The sequence below is a fragment of the Paucibacter aquatile genome (genome assembly GCF_002885975.1).
Lineage (GTDB): Bacteria > Pseudomonadota > Gammaproteobacteria > Burkholderiales > Burkholderiaceae_C > Paucibacter_A > Paucibacter_A aquatilis.
Map to the genome: position 1 here is coordinate 2,797,918 of NZ_POSP01000003.1, position 12,722 is coordinate 2,810,639.

Consider the following 12,722-nt stretch of genomic DNA (forward strand, 5'->3'; position numbering starts at 1 on the left):
TGCGAACCATCCCCAAGCGGTAGGATGGCCGGACAACGCGAAGTCGCAAAGCGCCCAGGCCATGCCCGACCCTCACGATCGCGCCCCAGTGCCACAAGCCGTCGGGCAGCGACGCCATCTCACCATCCTGTTTTCAGACCTGTCGGAATCCACCCGGCTGTCCGATGCCATGGAGGCGGAGCATTACGCCGCCATGCTGGCCGAGGTGCGCGGCCTCTACCAAAACCTGATCGCCAAACACGGCGGCACGGTGGTGCGCATCCAGGGTGATGGCGTGCTGGCCATCTTCGGCCACCCGCAAGCCCGTGAGGACGACGGCCGCCGCGCCACCGAGGCTGCGCTGGAGCTGCACCAGGCCGTGCGGCGCATGAAGCCACAGACCGCCGCGGCCGCCTGGCCGGCCGGCCAGGGCCTGAGCCTGCACACCGGCATCCATGCCGGCATGGTGCTGATCGAAGAGGGCGACGCCATGCGCGGCCGCTTCGAGCTGCTCGGCAACACACCCAATGTCGCGGCTCGCCTGGCCGCCGAAGCCTGTGCCGACGAGATCCTGGTCAGCGCCGAGACCCTGGGCCCGCTGCACCCCTTCTTCCAGACCAGCGAACGCCGGATGGTCCCGCTCAAGGGCCGGCAAACGCCGCTGGCGGTCTACAGCATCCTGGGCCAGGTCAGCATCGGCCGGCGCTTTGAGGCCAGCAAGCGCCGCGGCCTGGCGCCTTTTGTCGGCCGCGTCGCCGAGCTGGCCCTGATGGAGCAGCGCCTCGATCAGGCCTGCGCCGGCCAGCCGCAGTGGCTGAGCCTGCGCGCCAGCGCCGGCGTGGGCAAGACCCGGCTGACCGAAGAGTTCCTGCGCCGCGCCGCCGACCGCGACTGCCGCGTGCTGCGCGGCTATTGCGAAAGCTACCTCAGTGCCGAACCCCTGCAGCCCTATCTGCAGATGCTGCGCACCCTGCAGCGCCAGGGCTCGGCCGAGGCCGATGCGGTGCTGCGCGGCCCGGCCAAGGCGCGGCAGGAGGCCGTGCTGCAGCTGCTGCTGCAACTGGCCGGCCAGGGGCCGCTGCTGCTGCTGATCGACGATCTGCAATGGGCCGATGACGCCAGCCTGGCCTTGCTGCACCGCCTGCGCGCCGAGGCCGAGCGCCGGGCCCTGCCCTTGATGCTGCTGAGCGCCACCCGGCCTGCGGTGGTGACCGAGACCCCGGCCCTGCTGCTGCCCATCCACCACGGCCACGAGGCCGACGAGGCCCTGCACCACCACGAGCTGCTGCCGCTCAGCGAAGAGGAGGCACGCCAGGCCATCGTCCAGCTGCTGCCGGGCACCGATCCCTTCATCAGCGCCGAGGTGCAGCGCCATGCCGGCGGCAACCCGCTGTTCATTGAAGAGCTCTGCCACGCCTTGGCCCACCAGCGCGGCAGTGGTGGGCTGCGTGCCGCCGAGGAGGCGCCGCCCGCCCTGAACCCGGCCAGCGGCGGCCATGCCTGGCTGGCCGCGCTGATCGAGTCGCGGGTGGCGCGCCTGCCGCCTGCCCAGGCCCAGCTGCTGCGCGTGGCCGCGGTGATCGGCGCGGTCATCCCGACCTGGCTGTTCGAGCGCATCAGCGGCTGTTGCGAGAAGGACCCGGTGGTGCTGGAGCTGTCCGAGCTGGACTTCATCTTCCCGGCCGGGCAGCCGGGCCTGCTGCGGTTCAAGCACGGCATCACCCGCGATGTCATCTACGAAAGCACCGGCCTGCACGAACGCCAGGCCCTGCACCGCCACATCACCGCCGAGCTGCGCGCCCAGCTGGCCCTGGGTGGCCAGGAGCCCGCACACGAGCTGCTGGCCTACCACGGCGGCGCCGCCGGTCAATGGCAGGAAGCCGCCCACCATGCCGAGCAGGCTGGTGACCAGGCCCTGGCCAGCTCGGCCCTGGACCGCGCCAAGAAGCAGTACCGCGCGGCCCTGGCCGCCCTCGAGCATCTGCCGCCCAGCGAAGAGGTGCACCGGCGCTGGATCGCCATCGCCCACCGCTTCGGCATGGCCTGCGTGTTCGACGCCTCGCGCGCCGATTTGCGCGTGCTGCAGCATGCCACCGGCCTGGCCGCCCTCAGCGGCGACGCCACGGCCATGGCACGCGCCCAGTACTGGCTCGGCTATGTGCGCTACGCACTGGGCGAGGCCCGGGCCGGTCTGCAGCTGTGCCTGCGCAGCCAGGAACAAGCCCTGATCGCCCAGGACCAGACCCTGCTCGCCCAGATGCCCGGCACCCTGGGCCAGATCCGCGCCGCCACCGCCGAGTACACGCCCGCCCTGCAGCTGCTCGACCAGGCCATCGCCCAGCTGCGCCCGCAAGCCGGCGCCTCATCCTCCAGTGCACGCCGCCCACCGATTGGCCTGGCGTATTCCCTGGCCTGCCGGGCCTATGTGCTGGGCGACCAAGGCCATTTCGGTGCGGCCGATGCCGCGTTTGAAGAAGCGCTGAGCCTGGTCCAAGGCAGCAACCATGCCGTCGAAGCCTCCATCCAGGGCTGGCGCGCGGCCGTGCTGCTCTGGCAGGGGCGCTGGGCCGAGGCGCAGGTCTGCGCGGCCGAGACCCACCGCGTTGGCGCCCAGGTGCGCAGTCTCTTCACCTTTGCCATGGGCCATGCGGCCGGGGCCTACGGCGCCTGGATGGGCGGCGGCTGCCCGCTGGCGCGCCAGGCCCTGGAAGAAGCCGTGGCCTGGCTGGCCCCGCGCGGCGGTGGCCTGTTCAGCTCACTCAACCATGGCTGGCTGGCCGAAATCCTGGTGCAGCAAGGCGAGGCGGATCGGGCCCGCAAGCACATGGCCCTGGCCCTGCGCCGCGCCCGGCAAAGCGACTGGATCGGCGTCGCCATGGCCTACCGCGCCGCCGCCCGCCTGGCGCAAAGCCAGGGGCAGCCCGAGCGGGTGATGCGTTACCTGGCCGCCGCCCAGGCCGTGGCGCAGCGCCGCGGCTCCATGCACGAACGCGCCGTCACCGAACTCTGCGCCGCCGAGCTGGCCCTGCAGCGCGGGGAAACTGGGCCGGCCCGAGGTCTGCTGGACGAGGCGGAGGCCGCCTTCTTCGCCATGGGCATGGATTGGCATTTGGCGAAGGCGCGGGGCTTGCGGCAGCTGCTCTGATCGAACTGCTGTAGCGGGCCGAACTCGGGCCGCGCATCGGTCAGATGCGGCCGACCGCTCTGGCATAGGCATGACGCGTGATTTGCAGCGAACGCAGATCGCCCCGGCGGGGAAAAGTGCCTAACTCTCAAGTCGTGCGGCCCATACAGTCCGCCGTGCAGCCCCCCCCTGGCTCATTTCAAAAGGCTCACGCCGTAAAGATCAGGCTATCCCTCATGCGAATCCAAAGCATCTTCAAATCCATCACCACTGCATCATTGCTCTTCGCAATCACGCAAGCTTGGTCCACCCCAGCGGCCACTTGTCAGCCCATCAAATCGGGCGCCATCCACCATGTCATCATCAAAGCTGAAACTACAGCCACAAACTGTTTTGAAGTAATTTTCAAGACACCACCGAAGACCATCAATTACGTCATCCTGAATTTTCTAACTCAGTCGCCACCGCCAGGCTTAAGACTTCAAATTCTAAGAAAAACCAAACCCGGGGTTCTCGAGATAGAACATGAAATGCTGACCGACAGCGACGGGAATACCGCCTCCAATACCATCAGAGGAGCGAAAAGTACATTCTTTGCTATCCAGCCGATTAAAGCAAATGGATCATACTACAAAGCTAACATAAGTGCAGAAACTTTGGAAGGAAAAACGGCTGTTGCTGTGACCATTGAGGAGATCTTGAAATGAAACTAAAAAGCCACCTACAACGTTTCATTGTTGGGATGTCATTTATCTAACTCACCATAAATAGTGCATCAGCAAATTCCGCCGACTGTATTGATGTGCAAAATGGCTCCATCAAGGAAGTTCAAATAAAACCGCAGAATGGATTTCTAAATTGCTTTTACGTCGACATCCCTTCGAATGCTTCCGCCCGCCATGTGGTGGCACAGTCCTACAATTTATCGGCGTTCAATCTTCGCGAACTGACAATGAGTGCTGACGGGCAGCTCGTTCCAGTCAAGGAGAATTGGTCCGATGCGAGCGCGATAGTCGTCAGTGAAGTAGTTAACAGTGGGAGAGTCTTCTTTTCAGTCAGGCCCTCGAACAATGATCGCTTATCGAAGAATGTTTCCGTCATTGCCGGCATACATGAAGGCCTTCAAGTCATCCACTTTGGAATCGAGGACGTCGTTGGCAGCAATGTACCGCCCCCAAAGGAATGTACCAACCCACGCAAACAGTGCGATAGGTTATCGCCATTGCCCAAGCTTGACAGGTCGCCCTTGGTCAATTGCTCTGCTTCCACTGCCCCACCGAGCGACAAGAATCCAAATTTTGACATAAATGCACACTTGGATAAATTCAAAACTGGTAGGCTGGCAATTGATCGCCTTCCACCTTCACTCCGGGAGTCGACTAGAGCCATGATTATGACGAAACTCTTCGCTCCGGGTCAAAAATACGACCTAAAAAAGAATAACAATCCGAGCATGTTGTCCGGAGAACAGTTCGGGAACTGGTTCTTCGGGGCAGCTGCGGCTCAAATCGGCTACACACAATCACAAGCGGTAAAAGCTGGAGCCGTAGTTCAGCAATACCAAAATTACACCAATCCAAATCACCCAGCTCATAACGACGCCATAGCGATGACCGGCGGAATTCTGTACGCAGCAAGAACTGGCTTGGGCGACAACCCCGGAGATGCTGATCGAATAAAAGGCGGGCACGATTACGCCACGACCGTTTACGAAGCCGACCCAAATCGCAAGGCCGTATCCAACTCATGCGACAAAGCCCCACCCATTTCAGGCGGACCAGGAGACGTGGGGGGGGCCAGTTCCGTTGGCACAAGTTCCAGTTGGCAAGGAGGCTCTGTTTCTCCAGCGCCCGGGTGCTATGGCAAGTGCGGTTCAAGCTCCTATCTGAACGTAGGGCCGACCATACCCAAAATACAAAGTAGCAATTGACCAATCAGCCCGTGCTCGTCCAGAGCTGAGGATTTACGCGGCAGTGCGAAGGTGTTGGCATGACTTATCCGCAAGTCATGCCGGCGCCGCCGGTCATCAGACTTGACGCCCCCGCAGCTGCCAAGCTCATTTCTCCCACCTCACCGCAACTGCACCGCCAACACCGTCGGTGACGGCGTCGCCCGCAGCACGCCGGCTTCCAGCAGGCCGGCGGCCACGCCCAGCATCACGCCCACGGCCATGGCGTAGCCGGGGCAGGCGTGCAGGGGCGCGGGGTCGATGGCGTCATAGCGGTCGCCGCCGAACATGATGGTGTGATCGCCGGGGTTCTGGGCGGCGCAGGAGACGATGCCGACGATGATCTTGTCGCCCTCCTGCACCTCAACACCGCGCAGACGGTGCGTCACGCGGGCGCGGCGCCAGACGGCGGCCGGCACCGGCTGGCGCATCATGGTGGCGAGCAGGGTGGGCCGCAGATTGGCCACGGCGCGGGCGTAGGCCTGATCGGCGGCCGCTGGCGCGCCGCCCAGCCAATCCTGCTGCAGATCCCAGAGTTTTTTGGTGACCACCCAGGCGGCCAGGCTGGAGACCTGGTTGCCATGCACGGTGGGCGGGAAGCCGAGCATGATGCCGGCCAGGGTGCGCGGGATGATGTCGGGGTCCAGCTTGGCGGCTTCGCTCAGCGAGTCCTTGATGGCCTGGCTGATGGCCGGCAGAGTGGGGTTGGTCTCCAGCCATTCGCGCACGGCGCGCTGCAGACCCTGGCCCTTGGCGCTGGCCACCTGCTCAACCACCGGGCCGGGCTGCGGGCCGAAGACGTAGCGCGACACGGCGAAGAAGTCGCGCGGGCAGCGCGGCGCGCTGTTGGCCGCACCGGGCACATAGCCGGTGCCCAGCATCTGCTGATCGTTGGGCAGGCCGAACCAGACGGTGCAGAGCTTGTCCAGCACCACTTCGGAGAGCTTCTCGATGTCCAGCAAGGCTTCGCGCTGGCCCAGCTTCTGGTTGCCTTCTTTCAGCGCCGCCAGGTAGGCGCGCGCCACGCGGTAGCTGGCGGCAAAGGCCTCGGGCTCGCTGATGCTTTCGATGGCCGTGTTGATGGCCGGCGCCTGCTCGCGGTGGCCGCTGTCCTCGTCCATGCCGAGGTAGCCCAGACCGATGGAGCGCTGCATGCGCTCGCCGTAGCCTCGCACCGAGTAGCGTTGCTGCGTGTCGCGGAAGACTTCGAGCACGGCCGCGGCCTCCCCGACCAGCACGCCGTAGGCCGTGCGCAGCACGCCACCGGGTTGGGCGCGCACATAGGCCCAGGCAGCATCGCGGCTGCTGGAATCTTCCAACCATTGCTGCCAGGCGGCAGCGTTGTCCAGGGCTGGCGCACGCTGCGGCGCCGGCGCGGCGGCCGGCAAGGGCTGCTCGACCAGGGCCGGCAGATGACGCAAGGCGGGCAGGGAGGGCACGAAGAAATAGGCGCCCCATTGCAGCTCGACAAAAGGCTGGTCGCCCAGGTCCAGGTGGACGCTGCGCGGGCCGGCTTCGATCTGCTCCTCAAAGCGGTAGACGCGCGGCTTGCCCTGGGTGGCCACGGCCAGGAAGGGGTCGGCCTGCTCGGCCAGGCCGCCGCTGGCATTGCCGCCGGCGATCCAGCGCTGCAGGGTTTCGAACTGCTCGGCCAGATGGGCGTTGTAGGCCATGAAGATCAGACCGCGGTCCTGGTCCTTCTCATCGTCCTCGCGGGCCGGCTGCGCCAGGCTGCCGGTATAGGCCGGGCCGTAGGACATGCCCCGGCGCAGCACGCGCGGCACCGCCCCCTCACGCGGGTTGACGCGGCGGATGTGGGCGTGGAAGGGGCAGGCACTGCCCGCTGAATCCTGCTGGTAGGTGAAGGCATTGCTGGGGCCGCTGCCGGGCGCGGCCAGGGGCTCGCCATCCAGGCTGCGGCCCATCATCTTGGCCAACACGCGCTGCGGGTCCAGGGCGTGGATCTGGGCCTGCTCCTGCACGCGGCGCTGCAGGCGGCCGACATGCTGGCGCAGCTTGCGAACGACCAGGAAGCTGCCCAGGTCGAGCAGGGCATCGGCCTTCTCGGGCACGGCATGGCGGTCGCGCGAGGTTGGGAAGCCCAGCACCACCTCGCCGCGCGGCACCGCGTCGGACCAGGGCTTGCCCGGGGCCGTGGGCGGGTTGGCCAGCGGGCCGCCGGCGCGCTGCGGGTCCACCTGGGGTTGGCTGATGCCGTCGATGAAGCCGAAGTTCTCGCGCGTGGCGCCGCTGCTCGGGTCGATATTGCGGCGCATGTCCTGCACGGCCAGCACCTGCAGGCCGCTGTCGCGCTCCAGGCTGGCGATTTCGGCATCCACCGTGGCTGCGTTCACACCGGCACCGAAGCGCAGCTGCACCACCAGGTGCACGGCATTGAGGTCCACACGCGCCGCCGGGCTGCTGCGCTCGGCCGCGCCGCGCGGCCAGTTGCGCTCGGGCAACTTCCAGTAACGCGGGTGGTTGTGGCGCAGATCGCCGAGCACGCCGGCACGCGCCTCCATGCCCTCTTGGAAGGCCTGCGGAAAGCGCGCCAAGCGCGAGGCCGGCACGCCCAGGGCACGCAGGCCGGCCAGGCTCAGGGCGACATTGCGGTAGAAGCCATCGGTCGGGGCGTCACCGAGCAGGGTCTGGGCCTCGCTGCTGGGCTTGAACTGCTGGCTGAGCCAGGCCACGGCCTGGCTGCGATTGGCCACGCGCAGCAGCACCAGGGCGCCGCCGACCAGATCGGGGTAGGCGCTGAGCATGCCGCCCTGGATGTCGGCATCACGGTAGGCCAGGGCGCGCGGCTTGACCTCGGGCTGGGGCGGCACGGTCTCGAACCAGGCCAGCATCTTGTAATGCGTGGCACGCAGGGCATAGCCGGCGGCCAGCAGAGGGTTGGCCTGCGCCTGCTCGGGCGTGGGCGGCAGCAGGGGGAAGCGCTTGAGGGTGTCCAGGCCGCGCAGTTCGAACAGCACATCGCGGGTGGCACGCAGCAGGCAATAGCCATCCGGCGCGCTGGGCAGGAAGTAGCGCTCCAGCGAATACAGCGCCGCCAGCGCCGGCAGGCCGCGCACCGCCATGTCGAAGGCCGCACGCGGCTCGCTGGGCAGGGGCTTGCTCTCGCCTGGCAGCGGCCGGCGCAGCCGGGTCACGGCCAGATCGCCACCCTCGGGATGCAGGCGGCTTTGGCGCTCCAGCTCGGCCAGGTAGTCGTGGTCGCCGCAGCTGCGGCCCGATTCCAGGTAGAGGAAATCGGCCGAGAACTCGTTGGCGCGCACCCACTCGATATAGCGCTCGAACGAAGTCTCGCGCGAGAGGCGGTAGCCCTCGCAGTGGCAGAGCATCAGGTCCAGCATGCTGCCCAAGTCATCCCAGATGACGCGCATATACGGCTCCCAGCCGCCGTCGAAACAGACATTGAGCAGGAATTTGTGCGGCGTGCCCTCGGCATCGATGCCCGGGCGCGGCTCGACGATGGCCCAGCGGAAGGAATGGACGATGCGGAAGCGGCTGACCACGTCGGTGAACAGCTCGGGCGTCTCGCTCGATTCGCGCGCCGACTGGCGCAAGGCGTTCAGCGTCTTGAGCACACGGCGCAGGCGCTCTAGGTGGGTGATGGTCTCGAAGGCGTTGACGAAACCGGGCTTGATGGGCGTGAGCAGGCACAGATCGGTGATGCCCTGCAACTGGGTGTCTTGGCGGCTGGCTGGCATATTGGAAAGCTCCCTCGGTGAATATGTCGCGAGGCACAGCGTCCCCGCAGCACACGACGGCGTGATGACAGCCACGGCCGAGGTGCGCCGCCGACCATAGTGGCTGGCCGCCGTTCTGTCCTCGGGATTTCTAGGGATTCGCGGCCGGCTGAGGTGGGTTCAAGCCCGCTTTTCGTCGCCCTGGATGGCGATTCGCGCGCTCCGGCCTGCAGCTCGTCGCCCGAGCCTGGAAAGGCCCGGCGAGATTGCCGACACTTCAACCATCGATACACAGCGCCCCCAAGCTGCCACTGCGTGTCAGCCCCCCCCGAGGGGGCGGTCAAGCAAGTTCGGGAGCGGCCCTTCACGTGCTTGAGAGGACCCACCCTCACCAAGGAGATCTGCATCATGGACACCCGCAACACCAGCCTTCTGACCACCTTGTTGACCGCCCTGGGCGCCGTCGCCGCCTCCGCGGTGCTGGCCCTGAGCCAGGCCGAACCGGCCGCGCAGCAAGAGCAAGGTCAGCCGTCGCTGCGTGTCAGCGGCAGCGTCGAGCTCAGCCAGAGCCTGCTGCCCGTGACCAAGAGCTGATCTCAGCGAAACAGCTGCGGGTGCTGACGCGCGTACCAGCCCTCGGCCTGCTCATGCGGCAGGTTGAGGAAATCGCGGTAGCCCGGCACCCAGCGATAGGCCAGACCGACCAGGAACAGGCCCAGGCCGAACAGCAGGTAGATCCAGTCCACGCCCAGGCGCAGCAAGCCCAGGCCGGCAAGACCTGGCCCCAGCACCCCAGCGATGTGCATGACCATGAGATTCACCGCCATCAGCCGTGATCGATACGCCTGTGGAATGGCCAACATGCGGTGGGTGTGACCCACCAACTGCACGGTAGAAATGCAGGCCCCAAGCACGGCAAAGCAGAGCACGATCACCAGCCCCTGGTGGCTCACTCCAATGACGGCCATGCACAAGCCCTCGACCAAGATGGCCGTTAGGCTGGCCCTGAAACGACCCATGCGCTCAGCCAGCCAAACCGCCCCACCAAGCGAGCCCAACAACATGCCGGCCGACAGGCCCGCCTCGCAGGCGCCCAGCCAGGCCCCGGACAAGCCCAGGGACTGCACCTTCAAAGGCACCAGCATGCCGATGGCCGGGCCGAAGAACACCATCACCAGAAACGACACGGTGGTCCAGCCGCGCTCCAGCGGCATCTTCCATTTGGCCGCCAGGCCGGCGCGCAGCTCGCGCAGCCAGTGGCGGGCGTGCGCTTGAGGGCGCAGGGCCGGTGTCTGCACGCGCCAGGCCAGGGCCGCAGCCAGCGCCAGCAGCACGGCGTGCAACCACAGTGCTGCCGCCGTGCCGGCCAGGGCCAACACCGCGCCACCAAGGGCCGGGCCCAGCAAGCGGCCGATCGCCTGCGCGCTCTTCTGCAGGCCCAGGCCTTCGGTCAGCTGGCTGGGCGGCAGCAGCTCCGCAACGATGCTGAAGGAGGCCGGCATGATGGCCGCCATCGCCACCACCGACAGCAATTCCAGCGCCATGACCCAGTGCAGCCGATAGAACCCGGCTTGGGCCAGCGAGGCCAGCAGCAGGGCTTCGAGCGCCATCAAGGCAAGGCCTGCCGAGATCAGGAGCTTTTTGTCCAGCCGGTCGCCCAGCGGTGACAGCAAAGGCAGGGCCAGGCAAGAGCCCAACGCCAGGCCGCCGGCAAACAGGGCCAGGTGCGCGGCACCGCCCTCATGCGCCACCCACCAGGGTGTGGCCACGCGCCCGACCATCAGCGACAACAACATCAGGGAGTCGCTGATCAGCAAGAGGCGGAAGGGCCCGCTGAAGGCAGCCAGGCGTCGGGCGGTCGCTTGTAACATCGCGCCAGTTTGACACGCGGGGCCGGCGCGGCCGTGACCCCGAGGCCGCCAACTTGGACCACGCCACGCCATGCCCCAACGCCCGATTCACACGGATTCGCACCGCCGCGCTTTCTTCGCCGCCACGGGCGGCATGGCCCTGGCGCTGGCCGCCCTGCTGGCGGGCTGCGGCGGCGGTGGCGGCGGCGGTGACAGCCCGCCTACCCCAGTGCAGCCGGTGCCGCCGGTGGCCGAGGTGCCGCCGCTGAGCAGCCAGTGCCAGAGCAACTCGGTCGCCCGCCTGGCCCAGCCGGCCACGCTGCAGGCCGGGCGCAACCAGGAGCTGAGCCTCCTGGCCTGCCCCGGCCACCGCCTGAGCCAGCTGCGCTGGGAACAAAAGGAGGGCGCGGCCCTGGCCACCCTGTCCGCGCGCTCGCAGGCGCTAACGCTCGAACCCGGCGCCGCCGGCAGCCACCGTTTCGATCTCAGCTACCAGGATGAGCTGGGCCGCAGCCACAGCGCCAGCCTGCCGCTGACCGTGGCGGCCGACGCCAACCCGGCGGCCTTGCGCGCGGTGCTGCGCGGCGAGCCCAGCGTTTACGCCGGCGGCAAGTTCTCGCTGCGCGCCTGGCTGCCCGGCTTGAGTGAAACAGAGCTGGCCGCCGCCAGCTGGCGCTGGGAACAGCTGGAAGGGCCGACACTGAACCTCAGCGGCGCCAGCGGCGCGCGCTTGGTGGCCTCGGCGCCAGCCGCCGGCAGCGACACGCTGCTGCGCCTGCGCGCCAGTGCCGATCTCGGCGACGGCCGCAGCGCCAGCGGCGAGTTCAGCCTGCTGGTGCAGGCCCTGCCACCGCTGCCGGCCAACCCCCTGTTCGGCAGCGACGAGACCCCCAGCCGCGTCTACCCCTACAAAGCCAGCAGCCCCCGGGCCGCTGCCTTGAGCGAGTGCATCTACCACCCGGGCCTCAGCTCCAGCAACCCCAACAACCTCTGCACCCTGAGCAAGCTGCCCCTGCTGGGCAGTGCCAGCAGCAACGGCACGCCGACCGTGGACGAGATCATGGACCGCGTGCTGGTCTCCAACGACTGGATGGGTGCCAACTTCGAGCGCTTTCTGCGCGAGCAGGATGTGCATGGCGATTTCCGCCGCATGCTGGCCTCGGTGACGGCCGTGGTGATCGGCGGCCGGGTCCGCCCGGCGTTCTACTGGAGTGCCACCGGCGCCATCTACCTGGACGCCGCCAACCTCTGGCTGACACCCGAGCAGCGCGACACGGTCAGCGAGACACCGGACCCGCGCAGCGACAACGGTGTCTTGCTCAACTACGCCAGCCCCTGGCGTTATGTGAAGGACAACCGCCACGCCATCACCAGCTTGGCCGTGGCCAAGCGCGCCTCACGCAGCCTGGAGGATGTGCAGAACGCGCTCGGCTCGCTGCTGTACCACGAGCTCAGCCATGCCGGCGATTTCCTGCCGCCGCGCGTGCATGCCAGCCTGCTGGGCAGCAGCAGCCGGGTCTACGAAGCCATCCCGGCGCTGACTGCCTCGGAGCAGTTGAACCAGCGCTACCCCTTCTTCTCGCTGGAGATGCGCGGCCTGGCGCGCGTGCTGTCCTACGGCGATGCGCCCACCGCCACCCAGATCGCCTACCAGCCGCTCGACGTGGTGCGCTTCTTCAGCCAGGACCGGGTCAATGACGACTACAGCTACTCCGTGGCCAGCGGCGCCAGCTTCTCACGCGAGGACACGGCCATGCTGATCGAGGAAGCGCTGATGCAGCGGCGCTTCAACGTTTGGCGCGATTTCGCCATCACGGACAAACTGCAATCCGGCGCAAACAGTGCTGATTTGACCGTCGCCTGGGGCCAGCGTGGCCGCATCGGTGAGGCGGCCATCCGACCACGGCTCAAGCTGGTGCTGGCCGAGATCATGCCCTGGCTGCCGGCCGATTTCGCCGATGGCCTGGGCGCACCGCTGGCCCTGCGCACCGGCAGCAGCTGGGGTGCCAACCTCGACCAGGCCGCCCTGCAGGCCGGCAAGATCAAGCCGCTGAGCGCCCAGCAGCGTTACAACGAGCAGGAGCAGACCACACGCGCCCTGCTGCGCGGCCATCGCTGACGCCCCA

7 protein-coding genes are annotated in these 12,722 nt (G+C 67.2%); 5 read left to right on the forward strand and 2 right to left on the reverse strand.

Translation table 11 applies throughout. The features are described 5' to 3' along the window. Positions 1–61 precede the first annotated feature (61 nt). The 3 genes from C1O66_RS15180 (at position 62) to C1O66_RS23735 (ending at position 5,033) form a co-directional block, all read left to right on the forward strand. Entirely contained in the window at positions 62–3,124 is a 3,063-nt protein-coding gene (locus C1O66_RS15180) for an ATP-binding protein (protein WP_102768650.1), read from the forward strand. A 215-nt stretch (positions 3,125–3,339) separates the two neighbouring features. Then, positions 3,340–3,810, forward strand: a complete 471-nt coding sequence (locus tag C1O66_RS23730) for a hypothetical protein (RefSeq protein ID WP_133155236.1) — start codon at positions 3,340–3,342, stop codon at positions 3,808–3,810. Between the two features lie 95 nt (positions 3,811–3,905). Continuing rightward, complete coding sequence (locus C1O66_RS23735) at positions 3,906–5,033, forward strand: hypothetical protein (protein ID WP_133155237.1); 1,128 nt, start codon at positions 3,906–3,908, stop codon at positions 5,031–5,033. 140 nt (positions 5,034–5,173) lie between these two features. On the opposite strand, the gene C1O66_RS15185 is transcribed toward C1O66_RS23735, so the two are convergent. Further along, a complete protein-coding gene (locus C1O66_RS15185) occupies positions 5,174–8,767 on the reverse strand; it encodes a Dyp-type peroxidase (protein WP_102768651.1) in 3,594 nt (1,197 codons plus the stop codon). Positions 8,768–9,154: 387 nt separating this feature from the next. Between C1O66_RS15185 and C1O66_RS15190 the strand changes: the two genes are divergently transcribed. Then, complete coding sequence (locus tag C1O66_RS15190; RefSeq protein ID WP_102768652.1) at positions 9,155–9,340, forward strand: hypothetical protein; 186 nt, start codon at positions 9,155–9,157, stop codon at positions 9,338–9,340. A gap of 2 nt (positions 9,341–9,342) precedes the next feature. Here C1O66_RS15190 and C1O66_RS15195 read toward each other — a convergent pair whose 3' ends face one another. Continuing rightward, positions 9,343–10,617, reverse strand: a complete 1,275-nt coding sequence (locus tag C1O66_RS15195; RefSeq protein WP_165794629.1) for an MFS transporter — start codon at positions 10,615–10,617, stop codon at positions 9,343–9,345. A 70-nt stretch (positions 10,618–10,687) separates the two neighbouring features. Between C1O66_RS15195 and C1O66_RS15200 the strand changes: the two genes are divergently transcribed. Then, a complete protein-coding gene (locus C1O66_RS15200) occupies positions 10,688–12,715 on the forward strand; it encodes a hypothetical protein (RefSeq protein WP_102768654.1) in 2,028 nt (675 codons plus the stop codon). Positions 12,716–12,722 lie beyond the last annotated feature (7 nt).